Annotated in this window: 21 protein-coding genes; 5 read left to right on the top strand and 16 right to left on the bottom strand. The window is 52.0% G+C overall.

Features of this window, described 5'->3' with window-relative positions; genetic code table 11:
* Positions 1 to 60 precede the first annotated feature (60 nt).
* Together ACG1BZ_RS19450 and ACG1BZ_RS19445 are read left to right on the top strand one after the other, a co-directional pair.
* Positions 61 to 852, top strand: a complete 792-nt coding sequence (locus ACG1BZ_RS19450; RefSeq protein ID WP_413663254.1) for a glycerophosphodiester phosphodiesterase — start codon at positions 61 to 63, stop codon at positions 850 to 852.
* Between the two features lie 57 nt (positions 853 to 909).
* Positions 910 to 1,812 carry an MBL fold metallo-hydrolase gene (locus ACG1BZ_RS19445; RefSeq protein WP_413663253.1) on the top strand — a complete coding sequence of 301 codons (903 nt, stop codon included), beginning with the start codon at positions 910 to 912 and terminating at the stop codon, positions 1,810 to 1,812.
* 63 nt (positions 1,813 to 1,875) lie between these two features.
* Here the strand turns inward: ACG1BZ_RS19445 and ACG1BZ_RS19440 are convergent, their stop codons facing one another.
* A complete protein-coding gene (locus tag ACG1BZ_RS19440; RefSeq protein WP_413663252.1) occupies positions 1,876 to 4,995 on the bottom strand; it encodes an efflux RND transporter permease subunit in 3,120 nt (1,039 codons plus the stop codon).
* 120 nt (positions 4,996 to 5,115) lie between these two features.
* Entirely contained in the window at positions 5,116 to 6,234 is a 1,119-nt protein-coding gene (locus tag ACG1BZ_RS19435) for an efflux RND transporter periplasmic adaptor subunit (RefSeq protein ID WP_413663251.1), read from the bottom strand.
* Between the two features lie 134 nt (positions 6,235 to 6,368).
* Between ACG1BZ_RS19435 and ACG1BZ_RS19430 the strand changes: the two genes are divergently transcribed.
* Entirely contained in the window at positions 6,369 to 7,001 is a 633-nt protein-coding gene (locus tag ACG1BZ_RS19430; RefSeq protein WP_413663250.1) for a TetR/AcrR family transcriptional regulator, read from the top strand.
* On the opposite strand, the gene ACG1BZ_RS19425 is transcribed toward ACG1BZ_RS19430, so the two are convergent.
* The 5 genes from ACG1BZ_RS19425 to ACG1BZ_RS19405 all read right to left on the bottom strand — a co-directional run bounded on the left by ACG1BZ_RS19425 (position 6,982) and on the right by ACG1BZ_RS19405 (position 10,718).
* Positions 6,982 to 7,446 (bottom strand): GFA family protein, encoded by a 465-nt coding sequence (locus ACG1BZ_RS19425; RefSeq protein WP_413663249.1) that lies wholly within the window; start codon positions 7,444 to 7,446, stop codon positions 6,982 to 6,984. The two genes, ACG1BZ_RS19430 and ACG1BZ_RS19425, sit on opposite strands and share 20 nt — an antisense overlap.
* 58 nt (positions 7,447 to 7,504) lie before the next feature.
* A complete protein-coding gene (locus ACG1BZ_RS19420; protein WP_413663248.1) occupies positions 7,505 to 8,266 on the bottom strand; it encodes an ABC transporter permease in 762 nt (253 codons plus the stop codon).
* A complete protein-coding gene (locus tag ACG1BZ_RS19415) occupies positions 8,263 to 9,228 on the bottom strand; it encodes an ABC transporter ATP-binding protein (protein ID WP_413663247.1) in 966 nt (321 codons plus the stop codon). The genes ACG1BZ_RS19420 and ACG1BZ_RS19415 overlap by 4 nt, the downstream gene beginning before the upstream one ends.
* A gap of 92 nt (positions 9,229 to 9,320) precedes the next feature.
* Complete coding sequence (locus tag ACG1BZ_RS19410; RefSeq protein WP_413663246.1) at positions 9,321 to 10,544, bottom strand: MFS transporter; 1,224 nt, start codon at positions 10,542 to 10,544, stop codon at positions 9,321 to 9,323.
* An 18-nt stretch (positions 10,545 to 10,562) separates the two neighbouring features.
* Positions 10,563 to 10,718 (bottom strand): hypothetical protein, encoded by a 156-nt coding sequence (locus ACG1BZ_RS19405; RefSeq protein WP_413663245.1) that lies wholly within the window; start codon positions 10,716 to 10,718, stop codon positions 10,563 to 10,565.
* An 84-nt stretch (positions 10,719 to 10,802) separates the two neighbouring features.
* On the opposite strand from ACG1BZ_RS19405, the gene soxR reads away from it, so the two are divergent.
* The gene (soxR, locus tag ACG1BZ_RS19400) at positions 10,803 to 11,291 is read left to right on the top strand and encodes a redox-sensitive transcriptional activator SoxR (RefSeq protein WP_282931344.1); all 489 of its coding nucleotides are present in this window, start codon (positions 10,803 to 10,805) and stop codon (positions 11,289 to 11,291) included.
* A 92-nt stretch (positions 11,292 to 11,383) separates the two neighbouring features.
* Here soxR and ACG1BZ_RS19395 read toward each other — a convergent pair whose 3' ends face one another.
* The 3 genes from ACG1BZ_RS19395 to ACG1BZ_RS19385 all read right to left on the bottom strand — a co-directional run bounded on the left by ACG1BZ_RS19395 (position 11,384) and on the right by ACG1BZ_RS19385 (position 13,289).
* The gene (locus ACG1BZ_RS19395; RefSeq protein ID WP_413663244.1) at positions 11,384 to 12,109 is read right to left on the bottom strand and encodes a dienelactone hydrolase family protein; all 726 of its coding nucleotides are present in this window, start codon (positions 12,107 to 12,109) and stop codon (positions 11,384 to 11,386) included.
* Positions 12,110 to 12,189: 80 nt separating this feature from the next.
* The gene (locus tag ACG1BZ_RS19390) at positions 12,190 to 12,603 is read right to left on the bottom strand and encodes a VOC family protein (RefSeq protein WP_282931346.1); all 414 of its coding nucleotides are present in this window, start codon (positions 12,601 to 12,603) and stop codon (positions 12,190 to 12,192) included.
* 83 nt (positions 12,604 to 12,686) lie between these two features.
* Complete coding sequence (locus tag ACG1BZ_RS19385) at positions 12,687 to 13,289, bottom strand: LysE family translocator (protein ID WP_413663243.1); 603 nt, start codon at positions 13,287 to 13,289, stop codon at positions 12,687 to 12,689.
* A 375-nt stretch (positions 13,290 to 13,664) separates the two neighbouring features.
* Here ACG1BZ_RS19385 and ACG1BZ_RS19380 point away from each other — a divergent pair, with 375 nt between their 5' ends.
* Positions 13,665 to 14,624 carry a LysR family transcriptional regulator gene (locus tag ACG1BZ_RS19380; RefSeq protein ID WP_413663242.1) on the top strand — a complete coding sequence of 320 codons (960 nt, stop codon included), beginning with the start codon at positions 13,665 to 13,667 and terminating at the stop codon, positions 14,622 to 14,624.
* Positions 14,625 to 14,692: 68 nt separating this feature from the next.
* Here ACG1BZ_RS19380 and ACG1BZ_RS19375 read toward each other — a convergent pair whose 3' ends face one another.
* The 6 genes from ACG1BZ_RS19375 to ACG1BZ_RS19350 all read right to left on the bottom strand — a co-directional run bounded on the left by ACG1BZ_RS19375 (position 14,693) and on the right by ACG1BZ_RS19350 (position 25,276).
* Positions 14,693 to 17,455, bottom strand: a complete 2,763-nt coding sequence (locus tag ACG1BZ_RS19375; protein WP_413663241.1) for a molybdopterin-dependent oxidoreductase — start codon at positions 17,453 to 17,455, stop codon at positions 14,693 to 14,695.
* The gene (nirD, locus tag ACG1BZ_RS19370) at positions 17,455 to 17,901 is read right to left on the bottom strand and encodes a nitrite reductase small subunit NirD (protein WP_413663240.1); all 447 of its coding nucleotides are present in this window, start codon (positions 17,899 to 17,901) and stop codon (positions 17,455 to 17,457) included. Before nirD ends, ACG1BZ_RS19375 begins: the two co-directional genes overlap by 1 nt.
* Before the next feature lie 87 nt (positions 17,902 to 17,988).
* The gene (gene nirB / locus ACG1BZ_RS19365; RefSeq protein ID WP_413663239.1) at positions 17,989 to 20,526 is read right to left on the bottom strand and encodes a nitrite reductase large subunit NirB; all 2,538 of its coding nucleotides are present in this window, start codon (positions 20,524 to 20,526) and stop codon (positions 17,989 to 17,991) included.
* Positions 20,527 to 20,796: 270 nt separating this feature from the next.
* Positions 20,797 to 22,578 (bottom strand): protein kinase domain-containing protein, encoded by a 1,782-nt coding sequence (locus ACG1BZ_RS19360; RefSeq protein ID WP_413663238.1) that lies wholly within the window; start codon positions 22,576 to 22,578, stop codon positions 20,797 to 20,799.
* Positions 22,568 to 24,031 carry a NarK family nitrate/nitrite MFS transporter gene (locus ACG1BZ_RS19355; protein ID WP_413663237.1) on the bottom strand — a complete coding sequence of 488 codons (1,464 nt, stop codon included), beginning with the start codon at positions 24,029 to 24,031 and terminating at the stop codon, positions 22,568 to 22,570. The genes ACG1BZ_RS19360 and ACG1BZ_RS19355 overlap by 11 nt, the downstream gene beginning before the upstream one ends.
* A 180-nt stretch (positions 24,032 to 24,211) precedes the next feature.
* Positions 24,212 to 25,276: a CmpA/NrtA family ABC transporter substrate-binding protein gene (locus tag ACG1BZ_RS19350; RefSeq protein ID WP_413663236.1), complete on the bottom strand. Its 1,065-nt coding sequence runs from the start codon at positions 25,274 to 25,276 to the stop codon at positions 24,212 to 24,214.

The following is a 25,276-nucleotide window of genomic DNA, read 5'->3' as shown; positions in this document are numbered from 1 at the left end:
TATGCCCGGTCTGCACCGGGCAAACCTTGTCCTCTGTGGTTTCCTCGGGGGGAAGGGCCGATGGTGATTGCACATGGTAATGATTGCGGCAATGGCCTCTACCCAGGAAACACGGCGATTTACCTTGAAAAAATGGTGCAACTGGGCGTGGATGCTATTGAAGTGGATCTGTGGCTCACCGCCGACGGCCATTTAGTGTTGATTCACGACAGGGAGCTGGAAATGTTCTCTGATGGTGCGGGGTTTGTAGAGGATAAAACCTTAGAGCAGCTGCGTCAGTTAAATGTTGCCTATTTCTGGACTCGGGATGGAGAGCATTACCCCTATAAAGAAAAGCCCCTGCGAGTGTTGACTCTGGAAGAGGCACTGGCAATGGTGGGGGATATGCCAATGATACTGGAGATTAAAAGCCGCCAGTATCGCGCTGCAAAAGTGTTGAAGGATGTGCTGGCAAAGTGTGGAAAAGGCGAGCAGGTCGTTGTTTCCTCATTTCACCAAGGGGTGATTAATGAGTTTCGTCGACTCTGTCCGCAAGTGGCGACGGGCACGCCTACCGTAGAGTCGGTGGTATTTTATATTGCACAGTTACTCCGAGCAGAGAAACTGCTGCGCCCACGCTATAGCGCAATGCAGCTACCGATGGAGCAAAAAGGTATTCCCGTAGTTACTGAAAGTATGGTGCGCGCTGCTAATAAAAAGAAAGTCCACTTGGCGGTATGGACCGTGAATGGCACGGAAAACTACCGGCGCTATATTGATCTGGGCGTACACGGCATTGTGACTGACCGACCGGATCTGCTGTTGGAGATGTTGGCGCAGCAGCGAGAAACTTTATTGAAGCAGGCAGCCTGAGCTAAATAATCAGTTGCCGAAGATATTGGAAAGAAATAATAACAACTGGGAGTTTTTATGAAGAACGTAGTAGGTTCCGTCGCCCTGGCGGTTTCTGTATTGGCTGCATCTTTTACCTCTGCACAGGATCGGTTTGCCAATGTGGAAATTAGTAGTGAAGCCGTGTCTGGCAATGTTTATATGCTCAAAGGGGCTGGGGGCAATATTGCAGTACTGGTGGGAGAGGACGGCACCTTTATGGTGGATGACCAATACGCGCCTTTGACCGCAAAAATTCAACAGGCAGTAGCTGAGTTAGCCAAGCAACCTTTGCGTTTTGTCATTAATACCCACTGGCATGGAGATCATACCGGCGGTAACGAAAACCTGGGTAAAAGCGGCGCCCTGATTGTGGCTCACGAGAATGTGCGCAAACGGGTAAGTACCGAGCAGTTTATTGAGGCGTTTAAGCGCAAGGTTGAGCCGTCTCCTCCAGAAGCATTACCGGTGATTACCTTTACCGATGCCACTACCTTTTACTGGAATGGCGATAGGGTAAAGGTCCAGCATGTGGGGCCCGCCCACACGGATGGTGACTCCATCGTGCATTTTGCCGAAGCCGATGTGATTCATATGGGGGATATTTATTTTAACGGTAACTATCCCTTTATCGATCTCTCTTCCGGCGGCTCGGTGGATGGCATGATCGCAGCTATGGACACCGCTTTGGCGATGGCGGGGGAAGATACCAAAATTATTCCCGGTCACGGTCCTCTCAGTAATCGGGCAGAACTGCAACAGCAGCGCAATATATTGGCAGGGCTTAGGGACAAAGTGAAAGCGATGGTGGATGAGGGTAAAACCCGGCAGGAAGTGATTTCTGCAAAGCCCACAGCGGAATTTGATGCGCAGTATGGCCAGGGTTTTATGACACCGGATATTTGGACCGGGATCGTTTACGACTCCCTGACAAAATCTTAGAAAATAAAAAAAGGCGGCGCAGTGAAAACCTGCGCCGCCTTTTTGTTGGATTACCCAGTGATTTTATTCTGTAGTGGCATTCGGGGTCATGGGCCCGCCAAATTTAGGGCTATTTTCCACCGCCTCTTCATTGTGCTCTTCGCGCACTCGGAACCAAGCGGCATAGAGTGCTGGCAGGAACAGTAGGGTGAGTCCAGTTGCGACAATCAACCCGCCCATAATGGCGACCGCCATAGGGCCAAAGAAGTCACTGCGGGACAATGGAATCATCGCCAATACCGCAGTCAGTGCGGTTAATACAATCGGCCTGAAGCGTCTTACCGTCGACTCGACAATTGCATCCCAGGGGCTGAGGCCCTGACTGATATCCTGCTGTATCTGGTCCACCAAAATCACCGAGTTACGCATAATCATTCCCGCCAGGGCGATGGTGCCCAGCATTGCGACAAAACCAAAGGGCTTGCCAAACAGCAGCAGGAACAGGGTAACGCCGATCAGGCCCAGGGGAGCCGTGAGGAATACCATGGTGGATAGGGACATACTGCGCAATTGAAGCATCAGCAGGGTAAAGACCACCAGCACAAATAGCGGCATACCGGCATTGACCGATTTTTGCCCGCGCGCAGATTCTTCCACGGTACCACCCACTTCCAGCAAGTAGCCCGGCGGTAATTTATCGCGAATGGATTGAAGCTGAGGCCACACGGCATTGACTACGGTCGCCGGTAACTCTTCCCCATAAATATCAGCGCGCACGGTAACAGTGGGCAGGCGATCCCGGTGCCAGATAATACCTTCCTCAAAACCGTATTCCAGGGTGGCAATCTGGTTTAGCGGTACACTGCGGCCGCTGTCGGTTTGTACTGCGAGGTTGCCTAACTGGCGGAGGGCATAGCGATCGTCTTCATTACCGCGCACACGCACGTCGATCAGCTCGTTATCTTCCCGGTATTGGCTCACAGTGATACCGGTCAAGGAGCTTTGCAGAGCCTGGGACAAGGTTGCACTGTTGACGCCCATGGCGCGAGCGCGGTCCTGGTCGATATTGAGGTTGATGGATTTACTGGGTTCTTCCCAGTCCAAGTGCACGTTGGTCACTTGTGGATTGTCCCGCAGGCGCTCGGCCACTTCCCGGGCCAGCCCGCGCACTTCGCGAATATGTTCGCCGGACAAGCGGAACTGCACGGGGTAGCCCACGGGTGGGCCGTTCTCAAGGCGGGACACACGGCTGCGCAGGGTGGGGAACTCCTCATTCATCGTATTGATCAACCAGCTGCGCACTTGCTCGCGCTCTTCGACACTGCGGGTCATTACAACAAACTGGGCGAAACTGGCAGCGGGCAGTTGCTGGTCCAAAGGCAGGTAGAAGCGCGGGGAGCCGGTGCCCACATAAGCCACGTAATTTTCCACCTGATCGTTTTGTGCCAGCAGGGTTTCCAGCCTTTTGGCCTGGTGCTCGGTGGATTTCAGTGAGGCACCCTCGGCCAGCTTCAGGTCCACCATCAATTCGAGGCGTCCGGAAGAGGGGAAGAACTGTTGCGGAACCAGTTTGAACAGAGCGAGCGAGCCGACAAAAATTGCCAGGGTGGCCGCGATCACTGTTTTGCGATTGCGCAGGCACCAGGTAATAAAGCGGCGGAAGCGCTGGTAAAAGGGTTTCTGGTAGGGGTCTGCCACTTCACCGCCGTGGCCGTGTCGCGCCAGGTTCGGCAGCAGGTAGTGGCCCAGATAGGGTACAAAGACCACGGCGGCAATCCAGGAAACGATTAGCGACAGGGTGACCACCTGGAAAATAGATCGGGTGTATTCACCGGTACCGGACTGGGCGGTGGCAATCGGTAAAAAACCGGCGGCGGTAATCAGTGTACCGGTGAGCATGGGAAAAGCGGTGCTGGTCCAGGCGAAGCCGGCGGCTTTTAGCCGACTGAGCCCCTGCTCCATTTTTATCGCCATCATCTCCACCGCGATAATGGCATCGTCCACCATCAAGCCCAGGGCGAGTACCAGTGCCCCCAGCGAGATCTTGTGCAGGCCGATATTGAAGTAGTGCATCAGCGCGAAGGTCATCGCCAATACCAGTGGGATCGACAGCGCCACAATTAATCCGGGGCGGCTGCCGAGGGAGAAAAAACTCACCAGTAGTACGATACCCAGGGCTTCAGCCAGCACTTGCAGGAATTCGCCGACGCCGCGTTTTACTGCCGCCGGTTGGTCGGAGACCTTGCGCAGTTCCATACCTATGGGCAGATCTTCCTGTAGTCGGGCAAAGGTTTCGTCGAGGGCTTTACCCAACTTTAAAATATCTCCCCCTTCCTTCATGGAAACGGCGAGGCCGATGGCATCCTCTCCCATAAAGCGCATGCGGGGCTGGGCCGGATCGCTAAAGCCGCGGTGGACCTGGGCGATATCTCCCAGGCGCTGGGTGCGGCCATCTGCGGTAATAGGAAACTGGCGTATTTCATTGACGGAGGTGAATTGTCCGCTCACACGGATGCGCACCCGGTCGCTGACGGTATCCACAAAGCCGCCATCGGTGACCTGGTTTTGCGCTTGCAGGGCGTTTTGAACCGCAGACAGTGGAATGCCCATGGAGGCCAATTTGGTGTTGGATATTTCCACCCAAATTTTTTCGTCCTGCAGTCCCAGTAACTCGACCTTGCCTACATCCTTAACTCGCTGAAGGGCCAGTTGCAGCCGCTCAGCGTAGTCCTTCATCAGTGCGTAATCGAAGCCACTGCCGGTGAGGGCATAAATATTGCCGAAGGTGGTGCCAAACTCGTCGTTAAAAAATGGGCCCTGGATATCCGGTGGCAGGGTGTGGCGAATATCCCCCACCTTTTTGCGCACTTCATACCAGAGATCGGGAATGTCACGGGAGTGCATATCGTCCCGGGCAACAAACAATACCTGGGATTGCCCCGGACGGGAAAAAGAGGAGATACGCTGGTAATCACCGGTCTCCAGCAACTTCTTTTCTATCCGTTCGGTAATCTGGCGGGACACATCTTCGGCACTGGCGCCGGGCCAGACGGTGTTGATCACCATCACCTTAAAGGTAAAGGGTGGATCTTCACTTTGCCCCAATTGGGTATAGGAAAAGGTTCCCAGCAGTCCCAGGACGATCATTGCGTAAAGCACCAGCGGGCGGTTTTTTAAGGCCCACTCGGAGAGGTTAAAACCCATGGCAGTTTCTCTGTTTCAAGGGCGGCTCTGCTTTTCGCGGCCGCACTTTGGAAATTGTTATCGAGGCTTTATTGGGAATTAATTTTCGCGGGCAGGCGTTATTGTTCCCGCGTCTTTAATTTATTCCTGATGGGCGAGAGACGGCCCCTGTTCGATGGGGCGGTTCATACGGTCCACAGGGCGCACCACCATACCTTCCTGCAACAAATGGGTACCTGCGGCCACGACCCAGTCATTGCGTTCCAACCCGGAAAATACCGAGACAAATTCCTCACCGTAGGGGCCCAGGCTGACCGGGGTTTTATGTAGTGTTTTTGTCTCTGGATTTAATACCCATACAAATGCGGCGCCATCGTCGGCACTGACTGCTGACATCGGAACTTGCAGTACATCAGTTTTTTCCGCCCTGGGGACAAATGCCCGTGCACTCTGGCCGATTTCTACACCGCTCACTTTATTTTCGAAAGCGACCCTGGCTTCAAAGGTGCGGGATATGGGATCGGCTGCCGGCGATAGTTCGCGGATGCGTGCGGGGAAAGATTGGCCCGGTTGGGACCAGAGTTCGACAGTTAGCAGTTGGCCCACTTTAAAGCGGCTGATGGATTGTTCCGGCAGGTCGATACGCACTTCCCGTTCACCATCGGCTGCCAGCTCAAAAATGCCTTGTCCTGCGGCAACGACCTGGCCGGCCTCGGCCATGCGGCGGGCGATCACGCCACTTTCCGGCGCCTTGAGTACGGCATAGGCAGCCTGGTTGCGGGCAACATCCAGCTGTGCCTTGGCCTGCTGTAGTCGCGCTTCGCTGGCTTCGAATTGGGTTTCTACGGTATCGAATTGGGAGAGGCTCACCAGCTGCTTTTCCAATAGCTTGCGGTGGCGCGAGAGTTCACTGCTAGCCAGGCGCTGGTCTGCCTCGGCGGAAGTATGGCTGGCGCGAGCTGAATCCAGTTGTAGCAGCAGGTCTTCAGTGTCCAGTTCCGCCAGGGGCTGGCCCTGTTCCACACGGTCGCCGACATTTACCAGGCGCCGCTGGATTTTCCCGCCGATACGGAAGGCCAGTGCCGGCTCGAAGCGGGCTCTTACCTCACCGGGATAGACATCGGTTTGGGCGCTGGCCAGGGTGGGGCGCACCATAACAGCGGGGCGCGGTTTGGTTTCTTGTTCCTGGGATTCAGAGGGGGCACAAGCGCTCAGCAAAAGGCTGAGTGAGAGCGCAGCGAGGATTAGCATTCGGTACATATTGGCTTCCTTCCCCGGCGCTGGCGCGTCGAGGCAGATCCGTGACTGGGTCAAGCATGGCCGGGCGGCCATCAATGTTATACTGGCGAGTATAGTATATTTAATGAACTAACGAGTCTAGTATATGGAGAGCTATGTCTGAGCAGACCCAGACGGCCGCCCAGCGCGGTCGCCCCAAGGATCCGGTGAAACGCCAAGCCATTCTGGATGCCGCCCGGGACCTGTTTTTATCCCACGGTTTTGCCGCTACCAGCGTGGATGCGGTGGCCTCGGCTGCGGGAGTATCCAAACTTACGGTCTACAGCCACTTCTCCGATAAGGAGACGCTCTTTAGCGCCGCTATTGCCTCTCGCTGCGAAATGATGATGCCCCTGCCCATCTTTGCTTTAGAAGAGGGGGAATCGGTAGAGCAGGTCCTGGAGCGTATTGGCGACGCTTTTATGGGGATGGTGGAGAGCGAGGATAGCGTGCGTCTGTTACGTCTTTTGTGTGCTCTGGCATCCCAGGAGTCGGAAATGGCCCAGCTATTTTTTGACGCAGGTCCCCAGCGGATTTTGGGGGAGATAGAGCAGCTATTGCGCAGAGCCAATCAGTTACAGATGTTGAAGGTGGATAATCCCGCCGTAGCGGCGGAAGATTTTATCGGTTTGTTGCTGGGTTGCCACCATATGCAGGTCTTGATCGGCTGCCGACAAATGTCGACACAGGAAGAGCGCCGTGAGCGCGTACAAAAGGCGGTGAGAACCTTTATGTGTGCCCACCACTAGCGCCGGGATTATTGCCTGTATTCTTGGGCTGCTCCGCCATCGCGGGGCACAGGATAATATCACTGGCGACCTGGAGCCACTCAGGTTTGTTGCGGCTGTAAACATAGCGCTCGGGATAAATAAATTCCGGTGCATCAAAGGCGCCGCCGCCAAAGCCCCGATATTCGGGTAGGAATTCCAGTGTCCAGGTGAGCGTGCTGCCGCAATCGGGGCAGAACTGGCTCTTTATCCAGCGACCGGCATCGGAGTAAAGAGTGTGGGTTTGCAAATGGCCCTGAAGAAAGGCTATTTGTTTCTTTTTGAAGTAGACCGATAAGCCGATGGGACTACCGCTGCGCTTTCTACACCACTGACAAGAGCACAGGCTGACCCGGCGAGGGGAACCGAGGGCGCGAAAGCGCAGTTGCCCGCAAACGCAGCCCCCTTCGTGATATTCCTCCACCATGCTAAGTCCACCGCTGTACCGCCTTTACTAAGGTTGGCACAGCGGCGTGGGGGAGGAATCAGGTTTTGATGCGGTATCCGGTGCGGAAAATCCACCAGACGGTGGTGAGACACAGCACCAGAAAGAGCAAAGTCATGCCGATACTCAGCCCAAGGTTAACATCGGCTACGCCGTAAAAAGCCCAGCGGAAGCCGCTGATCAAATAAACCACCGGGTTGAACAGGGTAATTTTTTGCCACATTTCTGGCAGCATACTGATCGAATAAAATGCACCGCCGAGAAAAGTGAGCGGCGTAATAATCATCAGCGGAATAACTTGCAGCTTCTGAAAGTCATCGGCCCAAACTCCGATAATAAATCCGAACAGGCTAAAAGTGACGGCAGTCAGCGCGAGGAATGTCAGCATCCACCAGGGGTGTACAATTTCGTAATCCACAAAAAAGCGAGCGGTCAGCAATATCAACAGCCCCAATAAAATGGACTTTGTCGCTGCGGCACCCACATATCCGGTGACGATTTCGAAGGAGGATATGGGAGCGGACAGTACTTCATAAATGGTGCCGGAGAATTTAGGGAAAAATATTCCGAAAGAGGCGTTGGAAATACTCTCGCTGAGCAGCGCCAGCATTACCAATCCTGGAATAATAAAGGCCCCATAACTGACACCGTCGATATCCCCCATACGCGATCCAATCGCCGCACCAAAGACAATAAAATAGAGAGATGTGGAGAGCACCGGTGAGGCGATGCTCTGCATCAGGGTGCGCCAGGTGCGGGCCATCTCAAACTTATAGATGGCGCCAATTCCATACCAATTCATGCCTGTGCCTCCTTACTGAGCTGCTCTTCCCGTTCAAGGCGGGCACCGTGAACCAAGTTGACGAAAATTTCCTCCAGGGAGCTTTCCCGGGTGTGTAAATCGCGGAATTCAATATTGGCGGCATTTAAACGGCGCAGGAATTCCGCAAGACCAGTGTCTTCGCTTTTGATATCAAAGCGATAAACCAGCTGGCTGCCATCGCTGCTGAGACTGAGTGGCAGGTCAGCGAGACTCTCTGGAATTTGTTGCAGTGGTGTGGGCAGTTGCAGGCTGAGTTCTTTCTCCCCCATTTTCTTCATCAGTGCATTTTTCTCCTCAACCAGAACCAGTTGGCCGTGATTGATAACACCGACACGATCGGCCATTTCCTCGGCCTCTTCGATATAGTGGGTGGTGAGGATAACGGTTACTCCCGACTCTTTCAGTTCGCGCACCATTTGCCACATATCCTGGCGTAGCTCCACATCGACCCCGGCGGTGGGTTCGTCGAGGAAGAGCACATTGGGCTCGTGGGATAGCGCTTTGGCGATCATCAGCCGGCGCTTCATTCCTCCTGAAAGCGTAATAATTTTGTTATCTTTTTTCTCCCATAGGGATAGCTGCCGTAGAATTTTCTCCAGATAGGCGGGATTGGGAGCCTTGCCGAATAGACCGCGGCTGAATTTCACTGCCGCCCAAACGGTTTCAAAGGCATCGGTGGATATCTCCTGGGGCACCAGACCAATCTCATTGCGGGCATTGCGATAGTCCCGCTGAATATTGTAACCATTGACAGTGACCTCACCGCAGCTTGGATTTACGATGCCGCAGATAATGCTGATCATGGTTGTCTTGCCCGCACCATTGGGGCCGAGCAAGGCAAAGAGTTCTCCCCGCTGAATTTCCAGGTCGATATTCTTCAGGGCGGTAAACCCCTCGGCATAGGTTTTTCCCAAGCCTTTGATGGAAATAATCGATTCCACTTTTTCTCCTTGCCAAAATTACCGTACGGCTTTGGCTGTGTGTTGTCAGGTGGATTTATCGGGCAGAAAGGAGGAATACCTTTCCTGTCGGATCAGTTTCCCGATCCCAGCCCGGAAGTATATGCCAATGAGAATTCTTTTTTAATTTTAATGATGTATATCAAAGCCGCGCTGGAGGCGGCGAACATCAAAATTAAAGCCATGGATGAGAATGCACTGGAATATCCCATTTTATCAATCCAGGGCTGGCTGATGAAAGGCGAAATAAATTGCCCAAGAAAAATTCCAGTCGTCAGAAATCCCGCAGTTTTCCCTCTTTTTGACTCCGGAGCAGACTCGAGAGCCGTAGAAAAGATATGTGGTATCAGGGTACCCATTCCAAGTCCGTAGAGGGCAATAAAAGCAACTATTTCCGTCAGGTTTTCAGCGCCGGCGAGCAGCCCAAAGCTGGCGGCCATAATAGTAAAGCTTGCGATAAAAACGCCGAGCACTCCCAGTCGATTCCGGGCTCGCCGGTAAATCAATAATGAGGCGATGGCTCCCATAACATTACTGGAGGCGATAGCCATAGCAATAAGTCTGGGTGAGGAAATTTCTATCTCGCGCAAGTAAAAAGGGATCTGAGTTGGAATCAGGGTAAAAGCCAGGCTATTTAAAGTTGCCGCCGCCAGTAGTGCATAAAATGCAAGCGGGTTATCCTGCTTTTCTTTTTTGGGGTCTCTGTGCTTGAAAGGCCTTACTCGCATGGGCTCCCAAAGGAAAATTTTAACTGCTGGAACTAGTAGTAAGGCCAACAAGTAAATTGCGAAGGGGGCGCGCCAATGTAAGCTGGCCAGTAGTCCGCCCAGGGTTAGAAATACGACCCCACCGATACTGATAAAAGTACTCTGCTGGCTCAAATAAGTTAGGCGTTGCTCCCGGCTGAAATAATCCCCCACCAGGGCTGTTACCGAGGTCATTGTTCCGGCCACGGCAACTCCCAATAGTAAGCGGCTAGTCAGGATACCTGCGAGACTATCCTGAAATAGGGCTAGTAGACCGGATAGTCCATAGAGTACCAGGGCTGCTTTCAATAATTGCAGGCGGCCATGGCGATCAGCAATCCAGCCTGCTAATGGAGCGCAGAGGGCGATGCTCAAAGCGGGCAGGGTCACTACCAGTCGGCTCCACAAATCACTATTGGGTGTCCCTGAGAAATACTGCTGCAGTGCAGGTAGTGACGGGGCTACAGTGGCCCCCGACATGATAGTGAGTGCTGCCAGGCACAGTAATGTGATACGGCTCTGAGACGGTATCCCGCTGGTCGTGTGCTTCATGATTATTAGTCGCTGCTTCTAGGTCCCAGGGTTTCTCTTCGCGGTATCTCCAGACTCGCGTATTTCAGTAGCAAATTTGGGGTTCAGGCTTGCAGCTGCCACTAGTAGTAAGAACAGGTTTGGGTTGGCTTGACCGACTGGTTGCGCAACGCCGTTTGCTTGGTGCTTTTCCATCACTTTTCTCCCTCGCTTGCATTAGGTTGTGCAGCAGTGTAAAACCTCAACTAATGTTTAGGTCAATGGTTGGTGGGCATTTTTATGGCAGCTGAAGAATCGGCCGAAAAAGGAGCGGTAAAGTCAAAGCAAATCAAGCGGGAGCTGACTGTTGGCGAGGTGGCCGAGCGCAGCGGCGTGGCAGTCAGCGCCCTGCATTTCTATGAAAGCAAAGGCCTGATTGCCAGCTGGCGGACCTCCGGAAATCAAAGGCGTTACTCGCGGGATGTATTGCGCCGAGTGGCCATTATCAAGGTGGCCCAGAGTACCGGGATTCCACTGTCGGAAATACGCGAGGCTTTCGGGGAGCTTCCCAATAAACGCACGCCCAATGCGGGGGATTGGTCATCACTCTCTTCTCACTGGCGTGAAGAGTTGGATCAGCGTATCCAGCAGTTAACCAAGTTGCGCGATGACCTTGAGGGATGTATTGGCTGCGGTTGTTTGTCTATGCAGAAATGCCCTTTACGGAATCCCGGGGATGAAGCTGCGGAGCAGGGAGGGGGAGCTCGCTATTTGGATTTGACCGAATAGGAAAGTGGTAGCAATACACGAGTACTGCTACCAACTCCCAAGGCGTACTTTTATCGCGCTAAAAGGTTGCTAGCAGTTTTCCGGCGTTCACTTCAGGAGAAAATCTTCTCGTAAAATGCCAGTGTTCCCCGCCAAGCGTCCTCAGCGGCTTCACGGTTATAGGCCAGCGGCAGGCCGAACTTTTCTCCCCGGTCTGTTGCACAGGGGTTGGTAAATCCATGTAGAACCCCCGGGTAACTGACCAGAGTTAATTTGGCTTTGGATTCCTGCATCTCAGTAACAAACTGGCCGACCTGGTCCGGTGGAACCATCACATCGGCGCCGCCGGTGTAGACCTGTATTTCAGCATTAATAGGTTTGTTTTGTGCGGGGGTACTTCTTGCCAGTGCCCCGTGGTAACTGACTACGCCGCGCAAGTCCACGCCGACTCGAGCCATAGCGAGTACGACTCCGCCGCCAAAACAATAGCCCTGTGCTGCGACCTGGTCCGGGTCTGCTTGGGGCCGCTGCTGGAGCAGTGATAATGCTGTGCGGAAGCGCGCTTCAAGGGCCACCGGGTCCTTCAGGGCTTCATCCCTGAACTGTTGTGCCTCTTGTGGATCATCGGTCTGTTTGCCTGCGCCAAACATATCCACTGCAAAAGCGAGGTAGCCGCAATTGGCCAGTTTCTCCGCCTGCTCGCGAACAAAGGCATTGTGCCCCCACCATTCGTGTACCAGTAAAACCCCCGGCCGTTTGTCACTGATATTTTCATCCCATGCGAGATATCCGCAAAAAGTATCCCCGTTTACGGTGTAGTCAATTACTTCCGCTTCCATAGTGAGTCGCCTGGCTGATCGAGAAAGAGTCGTTGGGAAACCGGTTTGGGCCCGGCTACTCCGCAAGCGTGGCACAAACTTCAGTTGTTGCCAGTGGGTGGCCCTTTCAGCTCAATCACATTGTCTTCGGGATCTGAGATGTAAATTGACAGGCCAATTCCATCGGCGCCAAAGCGCTCTTCTGCTGGCGAAAACTTTACCTGTTCCTGCGCTAAAAAGGCCTGAATGCTCTCCGGATTAAAGGGTTCAACCCGGAAGCAAAAATGATCCAGGTTCCGCCCTTCCTTTCCTGGTGCTGCTCCCCCTCTCTGGCCTATAGGTTTATCAACTGGCACTAAATCTATCATGCAAGTGCCTGCGCGGAGTTGGTAGAGGCCAATATCGTCCCGTTGGCGCACAATGCTGCATCCAAGAATATTTTGGTAAAAGTCGAGCATGGGTTTTAGAGATTGGACACGCAATACAATATGGTCAATATGGTGGAGCTTAATCATAGGCTGCCCAAGCTTAGTTTTTACTAAGACTAGGTGGACCCCAAGGTAGTTGTCGAGTGAATTAAATGTTAGAGATTTTTTAGTTAATCTGTAAAAGCCTGGCTATAGAGAAGGTAGGTAGCGCAAATAATCAGAAGGCTCCCCATGGATCTGTTAAATATTTTGCGCCGGTATTGACTCTCTAATAATAGGCGAGCCCGATCTCCGGCAATAGCCCAAATACTTAATGAGATGTAGCAAACCAGAAAGTAAATCAGGGTGAATGAGAGTAAATTGCTGTGGTTATCGCTGCTGGAGAAAATAGCCACTCCAGAAAGGCAGGCGATCCAGGCCTTCGGATTGAGCCATTGCAATAAAAACCCCTGGTAAAAGCGTGGTTTCTGTAACTGCTCAATATCCGCATGATTAGTAGGTGCAGCCGCTGTTTGGTAGCCGATAAAGGCCACATAAATTGATCCTGGTATCGCAACATATCGTAGTAACTGGGGATAAATTTCTATTACCTGATAGAGCCCAAGGCCTATAGCTGCAAGTAACAGTGTAAAGCCTATTGTGGCTCCTGATACAAAGGGCAAGGTGCGGATAAATCCATAATTCACCCCGGAGGAAATAATAACCATATTCACCGGCCCCGGTGTAATGGACATAGCCAGGGAAAACCCAAACATAGCAAGAAGTAGTGACATTCGCTGCTCCTGGCAGTTATCAATTGTTTGGAGACTTTAATGGCCTGGTAGGAAAATGATTAGATACTTAAAACTGAAATATATTGTTTATAAAAATTTACTTGCTAAAAAGGGAGAAGGAAAGAATACACTGCGCTCGGGACCCTATGAGGCATGGATGCCGATTAGGAGCTTACAGGGATGTATTCACTGCGTGTCTCGAGTGCTGTGTATTCTTTCCTTCCACCCCAGTAGTAAGTATGGAAGAGTGTGCTGCATGAGACTGGGTGCCGATTACGTGCTAACAGCAATATATTCACAGATCTTCGCAAGAGCGGTGTATTCTTTCCTGTTGACCCAGAAGTACCTTTAGAGAATTCATAGGGAGTTGCTATTGTGCTAAAGGATATTCGCTATTTACTGGTGTTTGCCAAGGTTGTGGAAAGCGGCTCTTTTAGAGGCGCTTCTTCGGAACTGGATATTTCTATCGCCAGTGTCAGTTCGTATGTGGCGAGGTTGGAGGAAAGTCTTGGCGTTGCGCTCTTGTATCGCAATACCCGCAAGTTGTCCCTGACCGAAGATGGGGAAAAGATTTATAAAACGGCACAGAATATATTGGATTTGTATGCCGATGGTCTCGGAGAATACAAAGCGCGAGAGGAACGCAGTATCAGTCGGCTTAAAATTGCAATCCCCGCCGTTTTGATCCACAGCCGCTTGCTGAGCAAAATAGTGGACTTTGTCCGGCGGGATCTGGGTATTCATTTACAACTTCAATGCAGCGATCAGCACGAGGATATAATTGGCGGTGGTTTTGACTTGGCAATTCGCCTGGGTAATATGCCTGACAGCAATTTGAAAGCGCGTAAGATATTTGAATTAGAGCGGGTGTTAATTGCCAGTGGCGATATGCTGGATCGTTATGGTTTTCCGAGTCATCCTCGCGACCTTGCAGTTTGGCCCTGGATTGGGCTGAAAATGCGGCCCAATCACCGGCGATTTCTGCATCGGCAGCAGGGCGAATATGAAGTTAGCTACGCTCCGGTAGCGACTGTCGACAGTGTTGAAGCGGCTTATCGATTAACGAGCTGCGGCCTGGGACTATCGGCGCCACCTAGATTTCTAATAAGTGCACAGGATGATGTACAAGAATTATTGCCAGACTGGCAGCTTCCGAATTTACCTGCCTATGCAGTTAGACCTTCAAACGGAGTCTCCGAAGGTCCTATACAGAAACTGATTGATTATTTGGCCGATAGTGATACCCAGCTTGCTGCCTGCCATCCTCGCGATTTAACGCAAAAGCTAGCTGCAGAAGCGGTTGATTGTCCCGGAAGGTTCTCAATAGCTCGGTAGAGGCCTCTGCCGTCAAGGTTGGTCACTTGCGGGCAGAGGTTCTTTTATTCATGGGGGAATTTAAAACCTTACTGCGGAATAAATTCCTGAACCATATTTATTGGGGCGTTTCTGTTTATTTTGGCCGGATCTTGCTTTGCCGGAGTTGACTCCATGGATGTGTCTTCAGAGGCATTAACTGTGCGAATAATGCTGGAAATTTCTGGTTTGCAGGAACCGCAGCTGGTACCGCAGCCAAGGGTTTCTCCCAGTGCTTCGACGGTGTTAATGCCCTGGGCGATGGCTTCCTCTATCTGTGGCCGGGAAACCTGGAGGCAGGTACAAATCATCTTCACACCGGGCTTTATGGGATGAAGCAGTTGCCCCGGTGATTCAGGCAGGGGAGTGGCCAGGTAGTTTTCCAGGTGCTGTCGGCTGGGTAATTGGTGCCAGTCTCTACCAGAGAAAATCAGCAGTTTTAAGCTATTATCGTAGGCGATCCAGCGCTGACTTTTAGGGGTAACCAATTCCTGCCAGAACAATTGGGGCTGGTCGTCCATTATCTTGGATGCCAGTTCCCGCCCGTGGATAAGCTGGTTCGCGGCAATTTCATAGCGAAAGCCATTTTCCAAGGGGACTCGATACCAGTGCAGGATACTGCTGTCGTTGGCCCGCTGTAACCAATCCCATACTCTATCGGCAGTCTCTTCGGCACAGATCATTGTGGCAAAGTATTCAGCTGCCAGAGGACTGACATTGACGGGAACCTGTTTGAATTCTGGTTGGCCGGAATAGGGGTCAATACTGGAGTCCGCCAGGGCACTGGGCTTGGAATCCTGTGAGAAGGTTTCACTCCAGTGAATAGGGGCAAAGATCTCCCCGCTTTTTTGCCCTCCGTTGAGAGCGGTGCGGCCGACCATTTTAGATGAGGCGCTGTTTAACCGAACTAATTCCCCATCTTTAACCTGGAAGCGAGCGGCATCCTTGGGGTTTATTTGTATTTCCGGCAGTTCGCTGTGATCGAGTAATTTTCTTACCCGCCCGGTTCGGGTCATGGTATGCCACTGGTCGCGCATACGGCCGGTATTGAGCCATATGGGATAGTCGCCACTGATCTGCTGTTCCGGAGGCTGCGGCGCTATGGGGATAAAGCGCGCACGCTTGTCCGGAGTAAAAAACTGTCCACTGGTGAATAAGCGTTTGCACCCGGCCGGGTGCTCCTGGTTGACCGGCCACTGTACCGGGGCCAGTGCATCGTATTCACTGCGATTGATATTGGCGAGTGCGGAGATATCGAAAGCCCTGGAGCCGTGGTTTTCGAAGCCGGAAAGCTGGGCGTGCTCACGAAAAATATCGGCGGGGTGTGAATAATTAAACTGATCTCCATAACCCAGATGCTGGGCCAGTCCGCACAGGGCTTGCCAGTCGTGGCGAGCTTCTCCCGCTGGGGATAAAAATCCACGTTGCCGAGAGATACGTCGTTCTGCATTGGTGACAGTGCCGTTTTTTTCTCCCCAGCCCGTTGCGGGAAGTAGCAAATCGGCACAGCGAGCGGTATCGGTATTGGCAATGCAGTCGGAGACAATAACCAACGGGCATTTCTGTAGTGCGGCTTTGACTCTATCGGCTTCGGGCATACTGACGGCGGGGTTGGTAGCCATAATCCAAATGGCTTTAATTTTTCCGCTTTCTACCGCGCGGAACATATCCACAGCCTTCATCCCCGGCTTGGTAGCAATTTTATCGGAATTCCAGAATCGTGATACCCGGTCAATATCCTGCTCGTTAAACTCCATATGCGCGGCGAGGGTATTGGCAAGTCCCCCCACTTCGCGTCCACCCATCGCGTTGGGTTGGCCGGTAATAGAAAATGGTCCCGCACCAATTTTGCCCACGCGTCCGGTGGCTAAATGGCAGTTGATGATTGCGTTGTTTTTATCAGTGCCGCTGCTGGACTGATTGATTCCCATGGAATAAAAACTAATGGTCTTTTCTGTTGCTGCAAATGCCTGAAAAAATTCCAATAGTTTTTCGATAGATATGCCACAGGTGGCCGCAGTTAATTCTGGTGACCAGTCTTGAGCCGCAGCTAAGGTATCGGCAAATCCCTGTGTATGATTTTTTATATAGCCGGTATCTAGATAATAGTGCCGGCTGAGAAAACGCAGTAGTCCATTGAATAGTGCCGCATCAGTGCCGGGTTTAATTGCCAGGTGCAGATCTGCCATTTCACTGGTAGCGCTGCCACGGGGGTCGATAACGACAAGCTTTGCAGCACCTGCCTGCATTCGCTGGAATAAGATCGGATGTGTCCAGGCTGCATTGGAACCGACAAGCACGATAAGTTCAGCCTGTTCCAGATCCTCATAGGAGCAGGGAACCGCATCGGCACCAAATGCGCGTTTATATCCCACCACCGCAGAGGCCATACAAAGTCGGGAATTGGTATCAATATTGGCAGAGCCAATAAATCCCTTCATTAACTTGTTGGCTACATAGTAGTCTTCGGTGAGAAGCTGACCGGACAGATAAAAAGCTACCGAGTCAGGGCCATGGTCGTGAATTGTCTGCTTAAAGGCATCGGCCATATAAGACAGTGCAGTATCCCAGTCACAATCTTTTCCGTGTAGGCGAGGGTGCAGGAGACGGCCGTGTTCGCCCAGCGTTTCGCCGAGCGCAGAACCTTTAACGCACAATTTGCCGAAATTTGAAGGGTGCTGGGAGTCGCCACTAACAGTAATCGCTGTAGTATTTGCGCGCTCTTCCCTGTTAACCGAAACCCCACAACCGACACCACAATAGGGGCAGGTAGTGCAGGAGCGGTGCGCGCTCAGAAATTCCTGTACTGCCATTACTGTAGCTTATTGTTGCCGATGTAAACCGTGTTCCCACTAAATGCCAGCGGGTAGGTGGCAAGCTTGATATCGCTGTCTTCCATGCAGACTCCATCGCTAAGGCGGAAATGGTTTTTATACATTGGGGAAGCAATGGTTAATTCCCCTTCCAACTCCGCAATAATTCCTCTTGCAATCACACCAGCTTGTGCGATTGGGTCCCAGTTGTCAACGGCATAAAGCTGTTGTTCCTGGTCGGGTAAAAAAAACAGGGCGATGCTTCTTTGATAGACAGTTTTAGTCACTGTATTCAAAGCCTTCGTTGGGTATACGGAGGTATCGCCCCAAAGCGCACATACCCCAGAGTTGGTGACCAAATCTGATCGCTGACAGATTGGAGACCATTGGGGGTGGGTTATGGCAACTGAATTTGGGGGAGTTTCTTGCAGGGCAGCCAGGCTCATAATAATTTCCTCACAATGGATGGAAAGGATTCAAAAGCAATTTATTAATAACGGTATAACTGGCGGCTTGCGCCGCCGGGTGAAGCTTTAGGCGGATTCGGCTGTTTCCACTAGCTCGTCAGTGGTCGCCGGACGCGGTTGCCCGCGCTCTTTAACGAAAACAATCTTTTCGTCGGTTTCGTTGCTATTAACGAATTGACGGAAGCGCTTGAGTTTTTCCGGATCGTTAATGGCTGTTTTCCATTCGCACTGGTAGGTGTCTACTACTCGGGCCATCTGGGCTTCCAGCTCAGCACAAATCCCCAGCTTGTCATCGATAATGACTTCGCGCAGGTAATCCAGGCCGCCGTCAAGATTTTCCAGCCACACAGATGTGCGCTGTAATTTATCGGCGGTGCGCACATAGAACATCAGGAAACGGTCGATATAGCGGATAAGGGTTTCGTCATCCAAGTCGGTGGCGAACAAATCTGCATGGCGGGGGCGCATGCCACCGTTGCCACAAACAAATAGATTCCAACCTTTTTCAGTGGCGATAACCCCGACATCTTTGCTTTGAGCCTCAGCGCATTCACGGGTACAGCCGGAAACGGCCATTTTTATTTTGTGTGGAGAGCGCAATCCCTTGTAGCGGTTTTCTACTTGAAGGGCCATTGAAACGCTGTCCTGAACCCCAAAGCGACACCAGGTGCTACCAACACAAGACTTAACCGTGCGCAGGGATTTGCCGTAGGCATGGCCGGTTTCAAATCCTGCATCAATCAGCTCTCGCCAAATTTCCGGTAGCTGCTCCAGGCGCGCGCCAAACAAGTCGATACGCTGGCCACCGGTAATTTTGGTATAGAGGTTGTAGCGTTTGGCGACTTCGCCGATCACTATTAATTTTTCCGGTGTGATCTCGCCGCCGGGAATACGCGGAACTACGGAATAGCTGCCGTTTTTCTGCATATTCGCCATAAAAGTATCGTTGGTGTCCTGTAAGCCGACGTGAGTCTGCTCCAGAATATGTTCATTCCACAGGGAGGCAAATATGGATGCGGCCGCAGGTTTACAAATTTCACAGCCGCGCCCTGAACCGTGTTTACTTAATAATTCACTAAAGGTTTTTATTTCTTCCACCTGGATAATGTGGAATAACTCCTGGCGGGAGAAGGGGAAGTGCACGCATAAGTGATTGTTCACTTCCATGCCGAGCGCCGCTAGCTCTTCATCGACAATACTTTTCAGTAGCCCAGCACAACCACCGCAACCTGTAGATGCTTTTGTTACATCCTTAACATCAGCCAGTGAGTGGCAGCCACCGGCAACGGCGTCGATAATCTGGCCTTTACTTACATTGTGGCAGGAACATACGGTAGCCGAAGCGGGGAGTGCAGCAGCACCTAGCCCGGGAGTGGCGCCATCGGTTGCCGGTAAAATTAATTGTTCCGGGTGTTCGGGCAGATCAATATCGTTGAGGTGATATTGCAGCAGGGTATCGTAGTCATCCGTATCTCCTACCATTACCGCGCCCAGGAGCTTTTTTCCCTCGCTATCGGTGATCATACGTTTGTAAACGCCGCTTTGCTCGTCTACAAAAGTAATAGCGGCAGCGCCGTCGGTGCGACCATGGGCATCGCCAATAGAACCGACCTGTACGCCCAGGAGTTTCAGCTTGGTGCTCATGTCAGCACCGTTAAAGCTTTCCTCTCCACCGGTCAGTTGAGCGACAGCAGTACGCGCCATGCTGTAACCGGGAGCGACCAGGCCAAAAATTTTCTGATCGTAAAGCGCGCATTCGCCGATAGCGAAAATATTCGGGTCTGAAGTACGGCAGTTGCTGTCAATTACGATCCCGCCGCGTTCGCCAACTTCCAGCCCGCTGGATTTTGCCAGTTCATCCTGGGGGCGAATGCCTGCGGAGAAAACAATCATATCGGTAAGCAGTTCTTTATCTCCCTTGAACTGCATACGCAGGCGGCCGTCTACTTCTTCAATCAATTCCGTGGCGGTACTGGTGTGTACCTGAACCCCGAGTGCTTCAATTTTTGTTCTTAATAGGGCTGAACCACCTTCATCCAACTGAGTGGCCATAAGGCCTGGGGCGAACTCGACAACGTGGGCTTCAAGTCCCAGGGCTTTCAGGGCATTGGCAGCTTCCAGGCCCAGTAGGCCACCGCCGACAACTACACCACTTTTTGCACTGGCGGCAATCGAGCGAATGGAATCGAGATCTTCCAGGGTTCGATATACAAAGCAGCGCTGGTGTTGATGACCGGGTATTGGCGGAACAAAAGGGTAGGAGCCGGTGGCAAGTATTAATTGGTCGTAAGAGTGGCTGGCTCCACTTGCCGCAGTAATTGTTTTATTGTCCCGATCAATTTGCACCACCTTGTCATTGAGCAGGATATTAAAACCCCACTGCTGATACTGCTCCAAGTTTCCCATGGACAGGTCTTCAGCTGTGCGTCCGGCAAAGTATTCGGAAAGGTGGACCCGGTCATAAGCGGGACGGGGCTCTGCACAGAATATGGTGATATCAAACTGGTTGGCGTATTGATGGTTGGCGAGCTGTTCCAGGAAATGGTGCCCGACCATACCGTTGCCAATCACAATCAGCTTTTGAGGTTTAACATTTGCCTTCATTTACAATCCTGCCGTCTCAATTCGTTTTATTCGGCAGGAAGAGGGCCCGTCTGAAATGGCAAGGGCGTCTCCTCTTCTGCCGAAGAGTACAGGCGCCGTTGCCTCGTAATGGGGGAATAATTTGTTGGTAATTAAATACATTCAATCTCTATGCCAATTTTATTTTTAGTAATAAAGGGGGTTTGGCCTGATTGTCCACAATTTTTGCGACAAAGTGGTGCATTTAATTAATTTTCTGCGCTGTAAATGTGCTTATTCAAATCTTATGTATTAGCGCCAAAAGAAGTAGAGTAGATGAGAGAGCAGTAGAATTAAAGTTAGTAGCTGCCAGACAAGAACCGGATTTCTTTCTAGCAGGGGGCGGCTTTGGGGAGCTTTAAAATCTGGGCTGGGAGATTGCAGATCCTGGATAAATTCTGACAATGCGTTGTAGCGCTTTTTAGGGTCAGGAGCACAAGCCTTTTGTAGGGCGCTATCAATCCAGTAGGGAATATCTTTGCGGTGTGCGGATGCGCGAGCAAAGCGCATTTGGCTATAGCTCTTTAAACGGTAGTGGTAGCTACCAAAGCGTTCGGGGTAGGGATATTTTCCCGTGAGTAATTCATAAGCAATGATTCCCAGGGAAAAGATGTCTGATCGATGGCTGGCGCTATCCCCAAAAAAGAATTCCGGAGCTGCATAATTCTTACTGCCGGGTGCTGTTTCACCAGATAGATGTAATTGCTCTCTGAGCCCTGGGCCATCGGCACCACCGAGATCAATGATTACCAGGCGCCCGTCGTTGCGCATCATAATATTCTCTGGCTTGAGATCGCCGTGAACGATCTCCAACCGCTGTAAACTTCGCAACGCACTAACCAGTTGTCCCATTAGCTCCCGCACTTGGGGAATTTGAGGTTGTGGATGTAATTGCATCCACTGACGCAAAGTCTGTCCTTCGATATATTCGAGAATATGATAGAGGCAGTGCCTTTCAGAAGTCGGAGCAAAAACTTTAATAATTCCTGGGTGGGAGATTCGTCGCCCGGTCCACTCCTCAGCAATAAATCGTTCGATGTAGTGGGGGTCATCACAGAAATTAACCGAGGGAGTTTTTATCACCCGTAATACTTCGGTATTGAGGTCTCGGGCCAGATAGAGATGGCTGCGGCTGCTGGCATGTAATTCCTGTAAAACAAGAAAGTTGTCGAGCTTTTGGCCCGGGCGCAGGTCAGGTGCGAACGGGAGTTCGCGATTGCGCATAGCCAATTCATCGCACTGGGGCAGCCCTACATAATTTATCCGGCAAGTGACAGCAGTCAGGTTATCGGTGGAGCCCGCTGTCAGAGCAGCATCAATAAGCCCTTGTGGGGTTGAGCTGGAAAAATTAAGCAATAGCTCAATTAACTCTGTCTCAGGCAGAAAATCGTGAATCCCATCGCTACTCACCAGGAAAATATCCCCGGGTTGCAGTTCCTCACAGCGGTAGTCCACTTCAATATGGGCATCCATTCCCAGGGCGCGGCTCAAAAAGGTGCGTCCAGGTCCGAGGCTGTGGCTGTGATCGCTACTCAAGCACTCTAATTTCCTGTTGCGTAGTCGGTAGATCCGGGAGTCGCCGATGTGAACCAGGTGTGCGCTGGTGCCTTTGAAAATAACGGCAGAAAAAGTGGTCAACCAACCTCGTTTAATTTCGGCACTGCCGCCACTCTGTCGAAACAGCCAGCTATTGAGCGAGTGCAAAACCCGCGCAACAGAGTGCTTTGTCGACCAGGTTTGCGGGGTGCTGTAATAATCGGAAAAGAATCCATTGATGGCAGCGCGGGCTGCTTCACCGCCGGCTTCTGCATTGGCAACACCGTCGGCTACTGCGGCAAGGCTGCCGTGGCGCTGTAATTCAGCGCCTTCGGGAAGCCTCACTGCGCAGGCGTCGTCATTGTGTTGGCGAAGTCCAGCGCAGGAGGCAGTGAACAGTTGCAGGGCATCTTCTTTATCGCCCTGCGAACTGTCACTGGCAGCGAGCCCGGATTCTTCTGTGCTCGCTGCAGTGGGTAGATCGTTATTAGGCAACATCAATCATGGATACGCTGCCATCGGGGTGTACTTCTGCCATTTGTCCCTCCGGTTCTTCCAGTAGAAGCAGGGCGGCAAAGCCGAGCAATGCGGTAGCGCAGATTACCAGGAAAAAGGCCTGGTAAGACACCATGCTGAGAACGGTGAGATAGAAAACGGCTCCGACATTGCCGTAGGCGCCAGTCATGCCGGCAATCTGCCCGGTAAGGCGGCGTTTGATCAAGGGCACCACTGCGAATACAGCGCCCTCACCAGCTTGCACAAAAAAGGAGCAGGCCATGGCAGCGGCGACCGCCAGGTACAGGGGCCACTCGGCATCGATCATGCTCATAGTGAAGTAACCCAGAGCCAGGCCAGCGGTGAGGATCAGCAGGGTAGACTTGCGGCCCCAGCGGTCACTAATCAATCCGCCGGCAGGGCGTGACATGAGGTTCATAAAGGCATAGGCGGAGGCCAGCAAGCCAGCTTTTACCGGGTCTAGTGTAAAGGTCTCGGAGAAGAATAGGGGCAGCATGGAAACCACAGCCAATTCGGAACCGAAAGTCGCGAAGTAGAGCAGATTCAAAACTGCTACTTGCTTAAACTTGTATCGGTGTACCGGTGCTGGTGGGTTGCTGAGTACTTCACGGTTAATACTGTAGGTTTTATACGCGTCGAGAAGATACAGTAATACCAGGCCTGCATAGATCAGGTTGGCGGTAAGGTTGGATATTAATGCAACGCCGCTGGATAATTTCCAGGTTAGCAGAGCCAGCGCCGCATACATGGGCACTTTCATCACCAGAAGCAGGATAAAATCCCCGGGACTGGTGACTTCCATAGCACCAATTTTTTTGGGCTTGAAATAGGTTGACCCCTTGGGCGTATCAGTCACAGAGAAGTAATAAACTACGCTGTAAACCAGTGCGATTGCGCCGGTGAGGCCAATGGCATAGCGCCAGCCGTCGTCACCGCCAAAAAACAGGGCGATGGTGGGCAGGGACATGGCCGCTGCGGCTGAGCCAAAATTTCCCCATCCCCCGTAAATACCCTCTGCGGTACCCAGCTGTCGAGCCGGGAACCACTCGGATACCATGCGGATACCTACGACAAAACCCGCACCAATAAAGCCCAAAAGGAATCGGCCAATGGCTGCCTGCACAAAATTGTCTGCCAGGGCAAAAATAAAGCAAGGCACACTGCCGATTGCCAGTAATAGCGAATAGGTGAGTCTGGGACCATATTTATCAGTGAGCATCCCGATCACAATACGCGCGGGAATTGTCAGGGCCACATTTAAAATAAGTAGGGTTTTGACCTGGTCTGGAGTTAATGAAAGGCTTTTCGCAATTGCCATTAACAGTGGTGCGTGGTTAAACCAGGCAAAGAAAGTGATAAAGAAGGCCACCCAGGTTAGGTGGAGCACTTTTATCTTCCCGCGGAACGAGAATAGATTGAGTGAGTCACTGGACATGCGCATTTCCTTTGTTTGCTAATTCCGCAGGCACAAAAAAAGCCCACAGCTGCAGCCGCTTGACTGCAGACGATGGACTTCGTTGCCCGTTATATTCGGCGAACAACCGCTTCACCGCGCTGATGCGCCTGAGGGAAGGCAATTGCATCATCGAATTATTTCCATTCAATTAATGTGCCACTATTTTTTTGCGAGCAGGAAATCCACTGTCTGCCGATAGAGGTCTGGACGATAGGCTTCTGCTGCACGGAGCGTCGAACTCCCCAGGTCTGAATACATCTCCAGCAGCTGCCGTGCTTTTTCCTGAGTTGGACGCCCACAGTCGTTATCAATATGGGCAAAGAGGTGCCAGCCGGGATTGGCGAGAATTTCCCGGTCCCGGTGGTAGAGAATCTGGTCATTGAGGGAGCGTTGAATCAGCTCCTCAGGCAGGTTGAGGTATTGCCCCAGGGATAAGAGCTTGGCAGCTTCGGCTCTGTTTGTGCGTGCGGCAAGCCAAGAGCAGGCCTTGAGAAGAGCTGCCCTTAGGGCCAAGTGGGTCGCAGGATTGGCTTGGTGCCAGCTCTCAGTGACGGTCAGCACTTTTTCCGGCATAGCTGGCAGCAGTGTATTACAAGCCGCAATGACTACGCCGGACCCTTTGTGGGCGGCCAGGGAGTTCCAGGGTTCGCCTACACAATAGCCATCGATAACGCCACTGTGGAGGTTTTCCAGCATTTGTTCAGGCGGTAATACCACCAGTTTTATATCCCGGTCCGGGTCGATATCGGCAGAGCGCAACCAGTATCTTAATTGCAAGCTATGACTGGAGAATGGATAAACTGTAGCGAGCCTGACAGTAGGTGGGTATTTATTGTCGTGCAGGTAGCGCTTTAGCGCCAAGGCGATATCACTTTGTGAGTCACCTTCACAGTAATTTTGCAGGCGTTCGAATAATTCTGCGGAAAGGGTAATAGCGTTACCATTGCAGCTGAGAATTAATCCACTTAACAAGCGTTCGTGGCAATTGGGTAGTGCTTGTTCCAGTGTCAGGGGCATAGGAGCGAGCATTGCTGCAGCATCGGCTTTGCGCGCAATTAACTTGTCTCGCAGGGTGGCCCAGCTTGTTTCTTTTTGCAGCTGTACCTTTAATCCATATTCTTGGAAGTAGCCTAGCTCCTTGGCGACAATCAGCGGTGCGCTGTCGGTCAGGCGCAGGTAAAGCAGTTTGATGGTCTTTTTTTCCGGGCACAGAAGGGCTGACAT

Origin of the sequence: Microbulbifer sp. CNSA002, from assembly GCF_047324085.1 — a bacterium.
Lineage (GTDB): Bacteria > Pseudomonadota > Gammaproteobacteria > Pseudomonadales > Cellvibrionaceae > Microbulbifer.
This window is presented reverse-complemented; position numbering and strand designations above follow the sequence as displayed.